The sequence below is a fragment of the Orientia tsutsugamushi genome (assembly GCF_900327275.1).
Lineage (GTDB): Bacteria > Pseudomonadota > Alphaproteobacteria > Rickettsiales > Rickettsiaceae > Orientia > Orientia tsutsugamushi.
In genome coordinates this window covers 898,686-916,001 of record NZ_LS398548.1, presented here as the reverse complement: position 1 = coordinate 916,001, position 17,316 = coordinate 898,686, and the positions used below count along the sequence as shown (strand labels likewise).

Genomic DNA, 17,316 nt, shown 5'->3' with positions numbered 1-17,316 from the left:
GGTATGTTGGATTTATGAAAAATATATATAAATTAGCTATAACAATAATTTTACAGGTAATGCTTTTAAATACAGCTATTGCGATAGAAGAAAACAAGCTAATTCAACAAAATAGCATTAAAGACAAAAATGTTTTAGCTAAAGAATATTTCAATATTGGAAGTTCTTTTTTAAGGCTAAAAAAATATCAAGCAGCAATAGAAAATTTTGATATTGCTATAAAATATAATCCTAATTATCCAGAAGCTTATTTAGAAAAAGGAATAGCTTTAAATGATTCTGGCAAACCGTTAGAAGCAATAAAAAATTATGATATTGCCATAAAATATAATCCTCATTTTGCAGAAGCTTACAATAACAAAGGAGCATCTTATGGAAAATTAGGAAAAGATAAAGAAGCTATAAGATTTTATGATCTAGCAATTAAATATAAACCTAATTTTGCAAAAGCTTATAACAATAAAGGAGCTTCTTTATCAAGATTAGGACGGTATGAAGATGCAACGGAAAATTTTGATATTGCTATTAGGTATAACTCTAGTTATCCAGAAGCTTATTATAACAAAGGCACAGTATTAATGAATTTAGGACAATTTCAAGAGGCTATTAAAAACTATGATATAGCTATTAGATACAGACCAAATTATTCAGAAGCATATCATAATAAAGGTTTAACTTTAGCAATTTTGGGACAATTTCAGAATGCAATAGAACATTTTGATTTAGCTATTAAATACGATCCTAATGATTTAAAAGCTTATAATAATAAAGGATATGTATTAAATCTATTAAAGAGACATGCAGAAGCAATGGAAAGTTGTAACCTAGCTATTAAAATTGATCCAAATTGTGCAGATTCCTATTATATCAAAGGAATGGTTTTTGAGAAATTAGGTAAACATCAAGAAGCAATTAAAAATTATGATATAGCTATTAAATATGATCCTAATTTTGCTAAAAATTATCTTGAAAAAGGAATTTCATTAGTAAACTTAGGGCAGTACTCAAGCGCTAAAGAGAATTTTTTATTAGCTATTAAATATAATCCTAATATCATTTCAGAACATGAAACAATGTTAAAAAGGTTAACAGAATTGAAGAATTTTACTGGAGTAAAAGAGTATGAGCAAAAACTACAGATTTTGAAAAAATACTCTTAATTGATGAATTTTCAGAATCAAGGAAATTTCACAAGAGGATCGCAGTTATTTGCTCATAAGTTAAGAATGTTTGGGCAAGGTAGTACCAACGTTTTTATAATTGGATTAGGATTATCGATATTCTGGATTATATGTCGATTATATCAAAAAGTTTTTCTGAGCAGCTTGTATTATTTCGCAATTGAAAGATATGTGCAGCTTAAGCTAGCAATTGGTGAACATTTTTATGATATCGATCAAATAGGCATTAAGTTTTATAGTTTAAGGTTTAAAAAATGGATGCACCTCAATGCTCAAGACTTTTTGCATGAGTTTTATACAGGCAAACATGGATTTAAAATACAGCAATTATTGGAATTCTTAATTAATTCAGCATTGTTAGAAGGATTAATTGTTTTTGCTATTGGTGTGATAATCTCAATTGTTTTCTTTACAGCTCAAGGTAAAAAAACGATTATTAAGGCCAAAATTAGAGGTGCTGATTTTGTAGGATACAAATGCTTAGCCAAAATGCTAAAAAGCGCTAAAAAGGCCTCGAAAATCCGTTTTGGAGGCTTACCATTAGTAAAGAATAGTGAAAGATTACACATTCTGATTACTGGAACAACAGGTACCGGTAAAACTAATATGCTTAACGAACTGCTACCACAAATTCGATTACATAAGGATCGAGCAATAATTGTAGACACTACTGGAGCTTTTACTGATAGATTTTTTGACCCTAAATGTGATAAGCTGCTTAATCCTTTTGAAAAAAATAGTGAACAATGGTTGCCTTGGAATGATTGTTTTGAAGCAGCTGATTTTCATGATATAGCGAGTAGTTTTAGTAATTATACTCCTAAACTTGATGACTTTTTTGCTAAAAATGCTGAATTAGTCTTGTCTGAAGCATTGAAGCTATATAAGGATGATAAAGATATCATAAAACTAATTCATACAATCATTTACTCTGATAATAGACAATTTGCAAAAGCTTTTAGAAACACTGCTGTATCAGGTATTATAAGTGAAAGCGCGCTCGAAACTTCTGCAGGAATTCAGTCTACGCTTGGAAAGAATATTACTTCGCTACAATATTTAAAGCCTGGAGGTAGTTTTAGCATAAAAGAATGGTTTAGTAATTCAAATGAAACTAGCTGGCTATTTATCACAGCTAACCCAAATCAAAGAGCTACTTTATGCCCACTTATTTCAGCCTGGATAAGCATAGCTATCAAGGCTTTGATGTGTAGAAATCCTAATCATGATAACAAAAACATGTGGTTTATACTTGATGAACTTCCAGCTCTACAAAAAGTTTCGTCTTTACCAGTTGCTTTAGCTGAAAGTAGAAAGTATGGAGGCTGCTTTGTTGCTGGATTGCAGAATATTCATCAATTAGAAGCAATATATGGGGCTGCTGAATGTGCTTCTATGCTGGATTTGTTTAATAGTAAATTTATTTTTCGAGTTAGCGATCAGGTTACAGCTTATAAATCAGCATTAACACTAGGTGAGCAAGAAATTATTGAAACTCAAGAGAACTTGTCATATGGATCAAATACTATGCGAGATGGGGTAAATATGAATAATGTTGAGCGTAAAAAGATTTTAGTTATGCCATCTGAAATTATGAACCTACCAGACCTTACATGTTATGTAAAGCTTGCCGGTAACTTTCCTATCACAAAACTAACTATGCAGCTACAAAACTTAAATACAGCTTTTGTTTGTGAATATAAATTGCTCAAAAAACTTAAGTTAGTAGAGTATTAATTCGAAAAATTAATACTCTATGTTATTTTTTAAATTAATCACTTCTTCTTTTGACAATCCAGTATTTTCAGAAATAAATTCAACTGAAAAGCCAGCTTTTAATAAGTTTCTTGCAAGCCCTTGTGCGGCTTCAGCTCTGCCTTCAGCTCTGCCTTTAGTCTCACCAAGCTTTATACCTTCAGCTCTGCCTTCAGCTCTGCCTTTAGTCTCACCAAGCTTTACACCTTCAGCTCTGCCTTCATCAATATATTTTGCAGCAATAGTTCTCATAATATTACCTTTTTCTTCTTCAGATAAATACTTAGCCAGAACCTGCTCTAATTCTGGTTGCTGACTCTCTAGTAATTTAGTATCAGTATACCATAAAAATGATCTTAGGTAAATATAGCCTTTTTCTTTATCAAGTATTAAAACATGTTTGAACTTTATTAGAAACTCTTCCCAAAGCTTTAACATATCTCGTTGATGAATGTGCTTTAGCATATATTCGAGCATTCCGATATGCTTTTTCCTAACAATTTCATCATTCGACATACTTTGTAAATCGACTAATTGATAGTCAGAGGTCATTAATTGCTTAGCTATCATTGAATCGGTAAATAAATCCCACAAATTCCTAGGTGCGTTGTAGACTTCTTTGCCGTTGTAGATCACTAAATTATACACTAATGGTAATTTAGTTTTTTCTTTCTTATGCCTTTCGCACAATAACAATGTGTATCTCCATAACCGCAGAGCTGTCCAATAATCGACGGTTGATTGAGCTTCAATTAATATATAAATAAAAGCATTGCCATGTTTTTTGGTTGCAACTTTATAGACGATATCACTGTATTTTTTCTTTAACGATTCTTCTATATAACTCTCTTGCTCTACTTTTATTTGTGATAAATCTATTAAACTCTTGAAATTCATTGGTAAATAATACTCTAGAAATTCTTGTGCAGCCACTGGATCGCTCATGATTGTCTTTGCCAATGAATCATGCTTTAATTGTTTTGTCATATTTTTTCACTCTATAGTTTTTTAAATAAAAAATGCTGTGTCATACTCTGCCTAGTGTTTCGGACATAATCCTGGTTGTATATTAGTTTGTATTGATTCAATTTTTTCATTAAGTTTTCTTATTTCAGGGCTGATAATATTTCTAACAGCATATAATCCTTGAGTTTTTAATACATTATTGAAGTCATTTTTGACTGTGCAGACTACTGCTTCCTTATCCTCCAGAACTTTTTCAGCTTTTTCAGTATTTACGTCATTTTTAACTGCTAGAATGATCTTTTCTTTTGGGCCAGGATTATAGTTTTGCAAATTTTCGGCTTCAATTGCACATAAGATTTTGCCTTCGACTCCAGCTTGTTGAATGGTTAACGCTGTTTCAATATCCTTTGTAATGATTGTTACAGGTGAGTATTTTGAATTCTGTTGAGCAATTTCAGCAAATGACCCACTAATTGTACCAACAGATTTTTCAGCTACATCAGCTTTATTACATGTTTTTGAATTCAGAGCTAATATCTTAGCTCCAGTAATTTCATCTTTGTCATTTTTAACAAAAATAGTGAGTGCAGGCCAGGATTTTTGAGTCTCTTCATCAAAAACCATATTTGCCCTTAAATTATGAATTATTAAAGATTTTTGAACTATAAATTCCTGTATGGTTTTCTGAATATTTATTCACAACTATCGTTTCCACCTTAGCTTCCTCTTCTTGTTTAAAGTAGTATAGAGATGACGATTTATTATACAATTCTTTAACATTCGTAATATCATTTTGTTTTGCTATACTATTATTTTCTGTTTGAGTAAGTTTGGTTGTTTCAACTGCCTTAGTCAGTTTAGTAATTTCAGGTTCTATAATGTCTCTAATTGACTGGTCTCCACAACTTTGCAGCAGATTATTAAAATCACCATTTTCTGGTGGTTTAACTATACAAGTTATTGCTTCCTTCATTTCTAATATTTTTGCAGCTTTAATTACAGTATTATTAGTTAGAGAATTTTTGCTATCATTATCTGCTGCAATGATGATTTTTTCACCAGGAAATGGTGAATAATTTGTCAAATTCGAAATTTCTGCACTAGCAATGATATTACCTTTAATTCCTGCTTGCTGCAAGCTCAATGCTGTTTCAGCGCCTTCTGCTATAATTGTTATATTAGGGTCATTCGCATTTCGCTTTGCGATTGTTATGAACGATCCGCTGATTTTACCGAAAGATCTTCTGTTAATTGAAATATTCGCCTTATCTCCTGCCGAATTTAGATATACGGCCTGTACTCCTGTAATTTCTCCTTTTGAATTTCTTGCAAATGCTGTCAATGCTGGATAATTTTCTCTCGTTTGAGTATCAAACAGTATACTTGCTTTTAAGTCTGAACTTGCGGTGCTTTTGTCAAAAGTAATACCACGATTTTCAAGATACTTTTTTACTATTTCAACTTCTGCGCTTGGGCTCGTATCTATCTCATAACCATGTATTCTGCTTGATAGTTCATACAAGTTTTGAACTTTTGCGATTTTAACACTTTCAGATTGTTGAGTGTATTGTTGAGAATCGTCAGTCTTAGGCGGTCTCTGATACCGTTGATTAATATTAGACATTCCAACCATACTTTTCAAATATTCCTTTGCCTCAAAAAAGCTGCCTCCTCTTTCTCTTTGAAGCAGAGATAATAAATTACTACCTTGTCCTGTGCTGAAGTCATACCATTGTCCAGCGTACTTGCCCTCGGTGGTTACTTGTATTTTGCCAGTGTCTTCCCAACGTAATCTTCCGTGTTTAGATAGGCGGTTATTTGGATCTCCAAGAATATCACGAGCTATAGTGTCAGCTCTATAAGCTATTGCATCCCTCAATTTTTGTAGTTCTTCCTTGCTATTTGAATAATAATCGTTTTTTCTATAGTTTTGAGCAGATTGATATTGCCTTACTTCATTTGCTTGAACATCATTATTCTCCTCTTTTGAATTGATAGAGTCTGTCTTAGCTGTGCTAAGCTGCTCTATTAGGTTAGCAACATTTTTTGTAGCTTGCACATTGTAGTACAACCGTATTTGCTCTGCATTCCCTATCATGCTTATGTTAGAACTTTCTATGCATACACCATTATTATGAAGAACATATATAGTCATTATTATCTTAGCAGGGCATAATGCAAATTACAAACATCACTGTGAGCTGTTATGTATAGCTCATTTTGTAATTTGCTCTATGAATGAATAGCTTACATTCAATTTCAAATCTTCAGCACTACCGTCTAACTCCAATTTTTGGAGCTATGTTAGTTTTCACCACTTGTTCAGACTCTGTTTTTACGTTCTGAGTATTAATTAACTTCATGATTTCAGGTATCATAAGCTCCTTAACAGCTGTGGCTCCTTTATTTTTTAGCATTTCGTTAAAATCTTCACCTTCTGAAGGAACTACGATGCTAGTGATTGCTCCTTTGCTTGTCAGTACTTTTGCAGCCTCGTTTATAGTGCTTACATATTCTTTATTCTGTTTATAATTATTTGCAGCTATAAGAATCTTTTCTCCTTGAAATGGTTGATAGTACTTCAAATTATTTACATTTGAGCTATATACCATTCTGCTATCAATGCCAGCTTCCTGAAAACTTGATATCGTTTTTCCTTCTGCTGACAGAATGGTTACATCATAATCATATTGTCTTTGTTCTTTGATTTGCATAAACAATGGAGTAGAAATATCTTTGGTGGTGCATTGCTTTATGCTATTCTCTTGCTGGACTTTTTCTACTTTAGCTTCTTGCTCTGGTTTAACGGTAAAATGATAATATTCTTCATTCACATGAGATCTATCATTGATATCATTGATTATAGACTTAAACCAGTTTTCAACTTTACTAAAAACTTTACTAAAAACAGTTGTCTTTGTCCGTTCTTTCTCAAAATCATGAGCAGTTTTCAGAGTTATGCTAGCTGATTTCTCATTTGGTCTGCTGAGCTGATTTATTAAACTGTTAATGCTTGCAGTAGCTTTCTTATTGCAATATAGCTGCAAGTTCTCTATATGCCTTGTCATAGCTACGTATGAGCTGCTTATATTACTTACTCCGTTATGCAAAACGTATACATCTTTTATAGAAGCTCCCTGGACCTTATAAACAGTACTTGCATAGCCATGTTTAAATTGTATTTTGCTTGGGTCAAAACTCACCTCTTTTCCTGCATCTGTCTTAGCTATAAATTTATTTTTACTAACCGAAGTTAAAGTTGCAAATTCACTATTTTGTATTTGTAAATCCTTATAGCTTTTTTGAAATACGATTCTATCTCCTGCCATATATGACTTTTTCCTTCCATCAATAGAACGCTCATATTCTGTGCCTTTTAGCGTACCATTTGCTTTTAACAAAGACCTAATACTTGAATTAAGAATGTCGACATCTTTATTACGTACTGTAATTACCAATTTTTCATGTGGTTTAAATTTGCTTAGACTCCAGTTGTATATTAACTTACTCATTGAGTCCTGCAACGTATTATCAAACCTAACGCAGTTATTTTGCCTCAGTAAGGTTATACCGCTTAAAATATTACTCTCAGCAAACTCCATTGCTGCTTCTTTGCTCCAGTTTTCACTTTGTCTTCGAATATTTACTAAAACATGTGAACCAAAAATATTACTCAGCATCTCAAACATTCCGCCTCTTTCTATTGAAGCTAGCTGTTTTTCATCTCCAGCAAGTATCAGTTGACAATTATTGTTTCTAACTACTCTAAACAGCTCTGCATAAGCTTTAGTACCTACCATTCCAGCTTCATCTACTACTATTAAGCTGTCTTGCATAAAAATTTTTTTTCGATTATATAAAAATCCTTTTACTGTATAGACCTCTGTATAACCTTTGCTCCTCAGCTCTGATACTGCCTTATGAGTAGGAGCAAGACCAATAACTTTTTGTCCACGATTTGTTGCGAGCTCATGCGCTTTTATTAAAACATAAGATTTTCCTGTACCAGCTCTTCCTCTCAAGACTCTAACTCCACTAGTGCTAAGCAAAATATGCCTTAGAGCTTGTTTCTGTTCTTCACTAACATTTGCTAGACCTTCGATATCACTTTTAAGATTGTAAATATCGTTGTAATAAACCTGATTATTGATTTTATTAGCTATTCTGATTATTCTCGTCTCCTCATTTCGAACCTCAATTGTCGTAAAATATTTGCTACTTTCACCATCATCATGGTATAACTCTAGTATTCTATTTGAACTAAGCACTTGCTGAACTAACTGTTCTCTTGCTATTAGATCTGGTATATCTTTTACTGCTTTTTCAACATCCTGCTTAGTAAAGAAGTTATACCTTATTTTTGTCTGCTCATTTTTAACAATAGTTCTTGCATTATACGCTACCTTACGACAACTATCACCTCCTTTACTTCTAGTTAAAAATTCAATCCTTGTAAACTGTATAGCCATCTCAATACCAATTCTCACCTGAGTTTTAAGTTAGCATGGTTTTTTTGATTTTGCTAGCATAAACTTCTTTTTTTTAACATTCAATCGGTTAATGAGTACTCAATTTTTTAGCAGCAATCTTTATAGATTGCATATTGCATAGTGCGACATGAGGTCGCTCAAACAGAGACTACAGATGTAGCAAGGTTGCATTTAAACCTTAGTTACCGCTATTGCGGTGCGAGATTGGTAACGATCTTGTACTAAGCGCGATAGAAAGCCTAACTAAAGTACTAATCTGGATGGGAAATAGGGGTAAGGTAAAGTTAAAATTGGTTAAACGAAAGTGAATCTTCGTATGGAAAATATCGTAAATGTGAAAGCAGATACTCCAGATAAATTCTGTTATAGGGATAAAGCTGAAAAGCTTAGCTGTAAGAAGGAATACGCAGCCTTTTTTTTTAAAAATGCCAGCTCCTCGGTATAAAGAAGATAACCAACTTAACGTCTCTCTGATGAGTGAAACATGGTAAGCCTATTATTAGGCAACTGATAGTAGGTAAGAGAGGTCTTAGAAAGCAAATGACACTAAGTCGAAAGACTACAGAAATTAATAACTGAGTGTATAGGCATTTATATGCTAATCAGAAATGATGCTAACTTAAGACTGGTGATTTACCCTAAATAGGTAAACAAGATTATGAATTAATTGGAAAAGTGAATGCTAAACGCAAATGTAACAATTGAGACTAAAGATAATTTCAAGAAAATCTATTGGCATTCAATAGACTGGAAAGAAATTATACAAAAGGTTAATAATCTTCGTAGACGTATTTATAGGGCATTCGCAAATGGTAATACGAAGTTAGTAGGTAACTTACAAAGATTGATGTTAAAATCAAGAGCAAATAGGTTACTTGCTATAAGACGTGTTACTCAAATCAACAAAGGACGAAAAAGTCCTGGAATTGATAAAATAGTTGTTAAGACAGATAAAGAAAGGAGTCTGTTGATGGAAAAGTTAGCAGATAATAATCTATCATCTGTAAAACCGATTAAGCGTGTATACATACCAAAAAGTAATGGCGAATCTAGACCTTTAGGCTTGCCAACTATTTTGGATAGGTGTAGACAGGCTGTTGTAAAATCAGCACTTGAACCATATTGGGAAGCTAAGTTTGAAGGTTGCAGCTATGGCTTTAGACCTGGACGTAGCGCTCACGATGCAATACAGAGAATATCTGGTATTATTCGACATGGAACCAATAGAAATTGGATATTAGATGCTGATATTAAAGGAGCATTTGATAATATTGATCATAATTTTCTTTTGAAAATTATAGGAAATTTCCCTGCTCGTAATTGGATTCAAGCATGGCTTAAATCTGGTGTAATGCAGGATTATCAAATTATCAAAACAACAGCTGGTACTCCACAAGGTGGATTAATTTCTCCATTACTTTTAAACATAACTCTTCATGGAATGAGTGATATACTTAATATTATCTATAATAAGTATGATCACCTATATTCTAAATCCGAATATGCTTTAGTGAGATACGCTGATGATTTTGTCGTTTGCGCTAAGTCAGAAAGCTCATGTATCAGAGCCAAAAGTATTATTAATGATTGGTTAAGTATTAGAGGCTTAGAATTGTCAAAGGAAAAAACCAGGATACTTCATATTAATGAAGGTTTTGATTTCCTTGGATTTAATATTCGACAATATAAAACCAATAGTACAAGAAGAGGTGTAGCTCTACTAGTTAAACCGTCTAAAGACTCTATAAAGTCGTTTAAAAAACGAATGTCAATAGAATGGAAAAAAAGTTTCTCATGGAATATTGATAGAATAATTGATAATCTAAATTCTAAAATATTTGGATGGTGCAGTTATTTCAACAAAGTTGTGTCCAAGAAAATTTTTTCCAATTTAGACTGTTGGATGTGGATTCGACAAGCAAGATTTGCATGTAGAAAACATCCTAAAAAATCCTGGGAATGGCTTAAGAAAAAGTATTGGGGTCGCATTAAAGGCAGAAATGATAATTGGGTCTTTATGAATAAAGATCTATATCTATGGAAATTACAATGGACAACGATTAAACGACATATTCTTGTTAAAGGTAAATCTTCTCCTGATAATTCAAAACTTAGAGAATATTGGCATAAACGTCAGGCTGATAGCCCTAAGTATTTGTTTAAATCTAGGCAGATTCTTTGGCGTAGACAAAAGGGTAAATGTCTTGTTTGTTTTGATTTAATAGATAATGGTGAAAGTGTTCATGTACATCATATAACACCTATAAGATGTGGTGGCACTGACCATATTAACAATTTGTGCTTATTGCATGAAAACTGCCATCGACAAGTACACAGTAATCGCGGACAACTTATTGCAGCTGTTTGTAAATTGCTTGAGCCGTATGCGGAGTAATTCGCTTGTACGGTTCTTTGGGAGGAAAAGCGCTTCTGCGCTTACCTACCCGCTTAAGCTTATTCTTTAATGAAGCTTCTAACCTTGAATTCACGTTTTTTTGACTATAATTATTTGATGTTGGTTTGGTAGGCGCGGTTTTTTTTTCTTTACTGGAATTGTATTTTGATATATTCTTGCCTGATTTTTTTATCTTTCTGAATTACTAACATGGCAAATCTTATGCAGCAAAAAATTACTCTTCAGCAAAAAAAGGCTAGACTAATCATGGATGAGGTTAACCTTAAAATTAAAGAACGTAAAATGCGTACTCGACGTCTTATCGAAATGGGTGGATTAGTTGCTAAAGCTAAGCTTGATCACTTACCAACAAATACTTTATTTGGTGCAATTGTTTCACTAAAAGAAACTTTAACACAACATCCAAATGTTCAGGATCATTGGACTACAATAGGTAAAGATATTTTTGATAAAGAACAGCAAAATAAAGCTGCTGTGATTTTAAAATTCACCTCTGAACCAGATGAAAACACTAAGCGCCACATTCGCCTTCATGGCTTAAAATGGAATAGCTTTCGTCAAGAATGGTGCGGCCATGTTAAGGACATTGAGGCCTTAAAGAATGGCCTTCTCAATGTTCAGTATAAACTTGAGCTTGTATCTTAGATAATAGTTCAAACTATATGCACAGCTAGCAATATTAGTACTGATAGAAAATATAGAGTAAGAATTTTAGAATAACATAACTGATGGTAATAATAAAAAAAATAAAGAATTTTGATGAAATTTATGATAGTGTTAAAAATAAGGCTGTAAAAAAGAAAATTTGTAACAGCACATTTGATTTAGCAATTATCACAGCTAATCAAAAATTTAAAGGGGAATTTTTATAAATCATATAAAATATATGACAGTATTATTAATACAGTTACATCTGTTGCATCAAAATAATCTGCTCATATAACAGTATTTAATTTTAGGGTAAAGATATGCTAGCAGACAAATATTTTAATAAAGGAAATTCATTTCTTAAGTTGGGAAAATATCAAAAAGCAATTAAAAATTATGATGTAGCTATTAAGTGTAATCCAGATTGTATAGAAGCTTATATTAATAAAGGAATTGCTTTAAAGGAATTGGGACAATATCAAAAGGCAATTGAAATTTTTGATACTACTATTCGATATAAACCAGATTTGGCAGAAGCTTATTATGCTAAAGGAATAACTTTTCAAGAGTTAGGTCAATATCAAGAAGCAATAAAGAATTTTGATACTGCTATTCAATACAATCCAAATGATGCAGACTTTTATATGAGTAAAGGAATTGTTTTAAAGGAATTAGGACAACATCAGGAAGCAATAAAGAATTTTGATACTGCTATTCGATACAGACCAGATGATGCAGAGGCTTATGTTAATAAAGGAATATCTTTAGACGAATTAGGACAATATCAGGAAGCAATTAAAAATTATGATCAAGCTATTCAATATGATTCAACTAATCTAGGTATTTATATTAATAGAGGAGTTTCTTTATGCGAACTTGGACACCATCAAGAGGCAATAAAAAATTATGATGTAGCTATTAAGTATAAACCAGATTTGGTAGAAGCTTATGTTAATAAAGGAGAGTCTTTGAAGGCATTAGGGCACCATCAAGAGGCGATTAAAAATTATGATATAGCTATTAAGTATAAACCAGATTTGGTAGAAGCTTATATTAATAAAGGAATTGCTTTGAATGAATTAGGGCACCATCAAGAGGCAATTAAAAATTATGATATAGCTATTAAGTATAAACCAGATTTTGCACTAGCTTATCATGCTAAAGGAAATGCTTTGAAAAATCTTGAAAAGCTACTAGAAGCAATTGAAAATTATGATCAAGCTATTCGATATAGACCAAATTATGCAGACGCTTACAATAGTAAAGGAGCTGCTTTATGTACACTTAAACAATATCAAGAGGCAATAGAGAATTTTGATTTGGCTATTAAGTATAAACCAGATGTTTCATACACTTACAATAATAAAGGAATTGCTTTGAATGAATTGGGGCGACATCAAGAAGCAATGGAAAGTTATAACCTGGCTATCAAATATGATCCTGATAATGTGTACGCATACCAGTTAGCAAATGAACTTGCAAAAAAAATTAAAAAAAGCAATCTCCGCATCATAACTGATTAATTTTTAGAATCAAGGTACAGAGTCGCATGTTCATAAGTCAAGAATGGTGCGGCCATGTTAAGGACATTGAGGCCAAAGAATAGGCTTCTCAATGTTTAGTATAGTATAGAACTTGTAGTGTGATATAAAGCATCTAATAGAAGTAGCATACAACACATCAAAAGTAAGATTTCGTGTTGTATATTTCTTATTATTTTACACTATTTTTTAAATTTAATACTTCTTGTATTGATAAATCCGTATATTCAGCAATTGTCTCAACTGATAATTCAGATTTCAATAATTTTATTGCAAAATCTTTTTTTGCTTCAGCTTTACCTTTAGCTTCACCGAGCTTTATGCCTTCAGCTTTACCTTCAGCTTTACCTTCAGCTTTCCCTTCAGCTTTACCTTTAGCTTCACCGAGCTTTATACCTTCAGCTTTCCCTTCAGCTTTACCTTTAGCCTCACCGAGCTTTATGCCTTCAGCTTTAGCGCGTTCGAGTTTATAATCTTCGACTGCTTTATTATCCCATATACGCTTTAACTCTTGTTCATAGGTTATTAGTTCATCTTCACTCCAATTAAACTGATCTAATGCCTCATACGCTCTTTTTATTATTAAATCTTCACCTATTATTTTATTATATCCATCTAATGTTGTTTCTTTTGCATGTTTAAAAAAATAGCACCACTTCTCTGTTATATCACTTAACTCTTCCACTCTATTTTTTTTAAATTTTGGTAATTCTATAAAGGTAAATGAAAAGTCCTTTAGATCATGCTCATATGTCTTTTTATCCAATATTACATGCCTTGATATATAGTCTTCTTTGTTTGGAAACAATTTATAATCTGCTATAGCTATAAATATAACTTCCTTTAGGTCTGAGTATTTTCCTTCCTTTCCTCTATTTGGTTGCCTGCCATATGCTTTTGCGGCATAATACTGCGCTCTTTTTTCAAATCCTTGTGTAGGATCTACTTGCATTTCTATTATATATTGCGCACCGTTTTTATCTTTACACAAAACATCTACTATTGATTCTTTTTTAGACGCTATGTCTGCATCTAATATCGTTCCTAAAAACTCTACTTCTATTATTTTTCTATTCCCTTCAAACAACAATATATCGTTCAGAAAATGTATTAGTATGTCCTTGTTTTTTTCTGATCCAAATATCTTTTTAAATGCTACATCATTCTTTGGATCTAAAAATCTTGATAAATGCATATATTTTTCATATTTTCTATTCTTTTTAAATTATACAATAAAATAACCTACATGAACATTCTCTTATTGAATTTTAATTTCTGCAATTCACTACATTAACCACCTATTAAACTTTAGTTTATTAGGTAGCATACAGCTTACAGTATTTATTTAGCTCTATAGCAATTTCTGGTAATTTAAGATATTCAGCAAGAGGTATAAATTCTTGCTGCGTTTCTAGTATGATTTCTTGTCTTTTTTCATAAGGTTTTATTGATACAGTCTGAATATTATGGAATCGGTCGAAAAGCTTAATTAATAATAGTTCTGTTTTATTTTGTCTATAAAATGTTTGAATCATCTCTCTAGAACTGATTTTTTTATTATCCTTAATCCTGGTGAGATCTGAAACCTGTTCCGCAATTTTTCTACCGAATACCTTAACAATCTTTTCTTTGGTTAGTGTTGTGTCTTCGATAGTATCATGTAGTATTGCTGTAATAATCGTATCTGTTTCAAAGCTGTAGTCTGATACCATATAAGCTACTTCTAATGGATGTGTGTAGTATAGTTCTCCTGTATCTCTCTTTTGCTGACCATGATATTTTTGGGCATAAAATATTGCTTTTTCAACTTTATCAAGATCAATTTTAGTGTCAAATCTTACGTTGGTTTCAAACAGCTTATTTAGTAAGCTTTCGCTATAAAAGTCTATCATTTTTCATCTCTAAATAATCTTTAATAAATTATACAATAAATTAAACTTTTTATATACTTCAGTCTCAGATAAAAAGTGTGAAAGAAGCGAATTAATTTGATTAAAAAAGTTGTACTGGAATATTGCAAGTAATGGTTGTAAACTTGTCTTTTTCGCTTTCTATTTCCATTTCTCCATTAAGTTGATTAATAAGGTAATTTACAAACCATAATCCTGATTCAAGCATTAGTGGATAGTCTCGTACCAACTCAAAATCAGCTAATTTAGCTTTTATATTCCCTAATTTTTCTTTTGAAATACCGCTTCCTGTATCGTGTATTCTAAATTGTAGTATGTTATCGCTTTTTATATAATTTTTTACAGTAAACAAATGAACTGTAATTATAACCTGGCAGCTGCGATTAAATCTAATGACGCTCCCTATTAATTGACTTAATATAGCTTGTAAGTGATCACTATTTCCAATCACAATATCCTTCATTTTGTACTGAAAATTGTAATTAATTTTTATATCTTTCTCTTTTGCAATGTCTTCTAGTCGCCTAACGGCATCCTTTACTAGCTTTTGTATGCTAAATTTTTTTAAACATAAATTTTCATTCTCAATTTCGCTTCTAAGCGTGTAAACTACATCGTTACAGTACCCTTGGAGATTTGCTGATCGATTTAATATTGTTTCCAGCTTATCTTTGTTTTTCGAATCATTTAACATGATCTCGCTTGCTAGCCTTACAATTTCACTCGTTGCAATATTAAATCTATATTTAATCTCCTGTATTAAATCTGTACAATATTCTTTCAATGATTCAGCTGCCTCGACCTGATACTTCGCTTTTCTTAGCTTTGTTATTATTTCCATATATTCATCGATATTCTCACTCTCTCCATTCACCAACGTAATTGGTATTGGAGGAATTTGTACCATCCATTTGTTAATTGTTTTCTTCTTTTCTTTCATAGCATTCTCCTAAAGAATAATTCAAACTATTGTTGGTACATCAAATGAAAAAGTTACATAATTATTTTGCTCTTTAACTCGTAGATTTCCTTTCATCTGATGTGTAAGATGTTTTATAAATGCTAATCCTTCTCCTAGTTCTTGATACATTACCAAATTCGTATTCTCTAGTTCAGCATTTATTTTTTCTAATTTTTCTTTAGAAGTGCTTAGTTCTATGTTTTGTACTATAAATTGTAATATTTCTGAATTCTGATTGACGTTGACAATAATCTTGCTATTCTTGCTACTATTTATAACCGCACTACCAATTAACTGGCTTATTACTGCTTTTATTCTGAAACTGTCTCCAATCAGAATCGGCTTTATGTCATTTTGAACATTTAGATTTATATTCTCATTCTCAAAATTTTTCCTCATTCTGATAACGGTATTATTTATTAGCGGTTCTATATTAAATGTTTCAATCCTTACATTCGTTGATGCTATGTATTGTCTAAATAAAAAAATCATTCCATTTAGAGAAGCTATTATATTTACTTTTTTTCTGTCGTAGTTATTTACTATTAGCCTAAAATATTGTATCCACTCTATGCAATTTATGCTTACTTGCTCAGATTCCTCTAGCTGGCAGTATAGTTTTTGCATTTCACTATCTATCTGTTTTATTGTTGTGCTATTAATTCCCTCTGTGGATAATTTTTCGGTTAATTTATTGATTTTATTTTGACCTTCGTCTTCAATAGGCATAGAATCCTCCTGCTATTTAAATTATTAAATTGCTTCCTAGAGATTAAAAAGAAAATTTCTAGTTTATCGTCTTTAATCTCTAGCTAAATATTATCTAAATCTTGAATCTCAGATAATATCAGGTATACAGTATCATTTAGATTTTTATCAGTACATGACTTTTTGTCATAATTATGAAAAATTTTTCATCTTTTTTAAAGTAGATGCGAAATTGTCGCATTGTTATTTACATCTAAAAAAACAAAATATCCTTCAAAATTAGATATACAATTGATTCTGAGTTATAAAAAAAGACTTTGATAATTTAGTATATTAACTGAAAAAGTTCTGAACTTATCTTATTGCTCTTAATTTAAACATCAGGTTCGAGCACGTCTTTAAAACGACCCATAATATCACAAATATAAAAATCAAGTGCTGTATTAACTAAGTCAAAATCTTTTTTCTCTATCGAATTAAGATCTTCTCAAGTTGTAATACTGCTCTGTTAAATAACTGTTTAAACATAAGTTAGATATAAGAAATACAGCAAAACTTAAGAAGAATAAGTGTTATATCTCTTTAATACCTATGTATGGCGTAACATAGTATTTTTGTACTTCTTTTGTTTAAATGCTTACTGAAATCCTCTATTAGGAAAAAAACTTAACTATAGAAATCATAGCAGTTCTTCTTGTTTTTTAGAGTTATTCTATCAGTGTTTATATTTCTTCTTTATT

Annotated in this window: 15 protein-coding genes and 1 pseudogene; 7 read left to right on the top strand and 9 right to left on the bottom strand. The window is 31.6% G+C overall.

Annotation, left to right across the window (positions count from 1 at the left end; genetic code table 11):
• The first annotated feature begins 14 nt into the window (after nucleotides 1-14).
• Nucleotides 15-1,160 (top strand): tetratricopeptide repeat protein, encoded by a 1,146-nt coding sequence (locus DK405_RS04870; protein WP_064613305.1) that lies wholly within the window; start codon nucleotides 15-17, stop codon nucleotides 1,158-1,160.
• Nucleotides 1,161-1,163: 3 nt separating this feature from the next.
• Nucleotides 1,164-2,918 (top strand): type IV secretion system DNA-binding domain-containing protein, encoded by a 1,755-nt coding sequence (locus DK405_RS04865; RefSeq protein WP_064613307.1) that lies wholly within the window; start codon nucleotides 1,164-1,166, stop codon nucleotides 2,916-2,918.
• A 9-nt stretch (nucleotides 2,919-2,927) separates the two neighbouring features.
• Here DK405_RS04865 and DK405_RS04860 read toward each other — a convergent pair whose 3' ends face one another.
• The 5 genes and pseudogenes from DK405_RS04860 to DK405_RS16105 form a co-directional block, all read right to left on the bottom strand.
• On the bottom strand, nucleotides 2,928-3,923 hold the full coding sequence (locus tag DK405_RS04860; RefSeq protein WP_064613309.1) for an Rpn family recombination-promoting nuclease/putative transposase: 996 nt from the start codon (nucleotides 3,921-3,923) through the stop codon (nucleotides 2,928-2,930).
• A gap of 51 nt (nucleotides 3,924-3,974) precedes the next feature.
• The gene (locus tag DK405_RS15715) at nucleotides 3,975-4,526 is read right to left on the bottom strand and encodes a hypothetical protein (protein WP_410522035.1); all 552 of its coding nucleotides are present in this window, start codon (nucleotides 4,524-4,526) and stop codon (nucleotides 3,975-3,977) included.
• Between the two features lie 13 nt (nucleotides 4,527-4,539).
• Nucleotides 4,540-6,057 carry a toprim domain-containing protein gene (locus DK405_RS15710; protein WP_410522034.1) on the bottom strand — a complete coding sequence of 506 codons (1,518 nt, stop codon included), beginning with the start codon at nucleotides 6,055-6,057 and terminating at the stop codon, nucleotides 4,540-4,542.
• A 118-nt stretch (nucleotides 6,058-6,175) separates the two neighbouring features.
• A complete protein-coding gene (locus DK405_RS16110; RefSeq protein ID WP_458692999.1) occupies nucleotides 6,176-7,012 on the bottom strand; it encodes a conjugal transfer protein TraA in 837 nt (278 codons plus the stop codon).
• 483 nt (nucleotides 7,013-7,495) lie between these two features.
• Nucleotides 7,496-8,371 (bottom strand): annotated as a pseudogene (locus DK405_RS16105) (AAA family ATPase); the annotation flags it as partial.
• Nucleotides 8,372-8,708: 337 nt separating this feature from the next.
• Here DK405_RS16105 and DK405_RS15030 point away from each other — a divergent pair.
• From DK405_RS15030 to DK405_RS04835, 5 genes are all read left to right on the top strand, one after another.
• Nucleotides 8,709-8,837: a hypothetical protein gene (locus DK405_RS15030; RefSeq protein WP_269459342.1), complete on the top strand. Its 129-nt coding sequence runs from the start codon at nucleotides 8,709-8,711 to the stop codon at nucleotides 8,835-8,837.
• Nucleotides 8,838-9,071: 234 nt separating this feature from the next.
• A complete protein-coding gene (gene ltrA, locus DK405_RS04845; protein WP_109510607.1) occupies nucleotides 9,072-10,787 on the top strand; it encodes a group II intron reverse transcriptase/maturase in 1,716 nt (571 codons plus the stop codon).
• Between the two features lie 210 nt (nucleotides 10,788-10,997).
• A complete protein-coding gene (locus tag DK405_RS04840; RefSeq protein WP_064613088.1) occupies nucleotides 10,998-11,453 on the top strand; it encodes a conjugal transfer protein TraD in 456 nt (151 codons plus the stop codon).
• Between the two features lie 83 nt (nucleotides 11,454-11,536).
• The gene (locus DK405_RS12735; protein WP_162562879.1) at nucleotides 11,537-11,680 is read left to right on the top strand and encodes a hypothetical protein; all 144 of its coding nucleotides are present in this window, start codon (nucleotides 11,537-11,539) and stop codon (nucleotides 11,678-11,680) included.
• A gap of 96 nt (nucleotides 11,681-11,776) precedes the next feature.
• Nucleotides 11,777-12,979, top strand: coding sequence for a tetratricopeptide repeat protein (locus DK405_RS04835; protein ID WP_064613090.1), 1,203 nt, complete (start codon nucleotides 11,777-11,779; stop codon nucleotides 12,977-12,979).
• A 190-nt stretch (nucleotides 12,980-13,169) separates the two neighbouring features.
• Here DK405_RS04835 and DK405_RS04830 read toward each other — a convergent pair whose 3' ends face one another.
• The 4 genes from DK405_RS04830 to DK405_RS13995 all read right to left on the bottom strand — a co-directional run bounded on the left by DK405_RS04830 (nucleotide 13,170) and on the right by DK405_RS13995 (nucleotide 16,597).
• The gene (locus DK405_RS04830; RefSeq protein WP_109510606.1) at nucleotides 13,170-14,192 is read right to left on the bottom strand and encodes an Rpn family recombination-promoting nuclease/putative transposase; all 1,023 of its coding nucleotides are present in this window, start codon (nucleotides 14,190-14,192) and stop codon (nucleotides 13,170-13,172) included.
• 121 nt (nucleotides 14,193-14,313) lie between these two features.
• Nucleotides 14,314-14,889 (bottom strand): HD domain-containing protein, encoded by a 576-nt coding sequence (locus DK405_RS04825; RefSeq protein ID WP_109510603.1) that lies wholly within the window; start codon nucleotides 14,887-14,889, stop codon nucleotides 14,314-14,316.
• A 100-nt stretch (nucleotides 14,890-14,989) separates the two neighbouring features.
• Nucleotides 14,990-15,847, bottom strand: a complete 858-nt coding sequence (locus tag DK405_RS14000; protein ID WP_109510605.1) for a sensor histidine kinase — start codon at nucleotides 15,845-15,847, stop codon at nucleotides 14,990-14,992.
• Between the two features lie 21 nt (nucleotides 15,848-15,868).
• Nucleotides 15,869-16,597, bottom strand: coding sequence for a sensor histidine kinase (locus DK405_RS13995; protein ID WP_109510601.1), 729 nt, complete (start codon nucleotides 16,595-16,597; stop codon nucleotides 15,869-15,871).
• Nucleotides 16,598-17,316 lie beyond the last annotated feature (719 nt).

Coding starts and splice junctions, on each gene's coding strand:
- DK405_RS04870 (WP_064613305.1), top strand. CDS start 15: ATGAAAAATATATATAAATTAGCTATAACAATAATTTTACAGGTAATG.
- DK405_RS04865 (WP_064613307.1), top strand. CDS start 1,164: ATGAATTTTCAGAATCAAGGAAATTTCACAAGAGGATCGCAGTTATTT.
- DK405_RS04860 (WP_064613309.1), bottom strand. CDS start 3,923: ATGACAAAACAATTAAAGCATGATTCATTGGCAAAGACAATCATGAGC.
- DK405_RS15715 (WP_410522035.1), bottom strand. CDS start 4,526: ATGGTTTTTGATGAAGAGACTCAAAAATCCTGGCCTGCACTCACTATT.
- DK405_RS15710 (WP_410522034.1), bottom strand. CDS start 6,057: ATGACTATATATGTTCTTCATAATAATGGTGTATGCATAGAAAGTTCT.
- DK405_RS15030 (WP_269459342.1), top strand. CDS start 8,709: ATGGAAAATATCGTAAATGTGAAAGCAGATACTCCAGATAAATTCTGT.
- ltrA (WP_109510607.1), top strand. CDS start 9,072: ATGCTAAACGCAAATGTAACAATTGAGACTAAAGATAATTTCAAGAAA.
- DK405_RS04840 (WP_064613088.1), top strand. CDS start 10,998: ATGGCAAATCTTATGCAGCAAAAAATTACTCTTCAGCAAAAAAAGGCT.
- DK405_RS12735 (WP_162562879.1), top strand. CDS start 11,537: ATGGTAATAATAAAAAAAATAAAGAATTTTGATGAAATTTATGATAGT.
- DK405_RS04835 (WP_064613090.1), top strand. CDS start 11,777: ATGCTAGCAGACAAATATTTTAATAAAGGAAATTCATTTCTTAAGTTG.
- DK405_RS04830 (WP_109510606.1), bottom strand. CDS start 14,192: ATGCATTTATCAAGATTTTTAGATCCAAAGAATGATGTAGCATTTAAA.
- DK405_RS04825 (WP_109510603.1), bottom strand. CDS start 14,889: ATGATAGACTTTTATAGCGAAAGCTTACTAAATAAGCTGTTTGAAACC.
- DK405_RS14000 (WP_109510605.1), bottom strand. CDS start 15,847: ATGAAAGAAAAGAAGAAAACAATTAACAAATGGATGGTACAAATTCCT.
- DK405_RS13995 (WP_109510601.1), bottom strand. CDS start 16,597: ATGCCTATTGAAGACGAAGGTCAAAATAAAATCAATAAATTAACCGAA.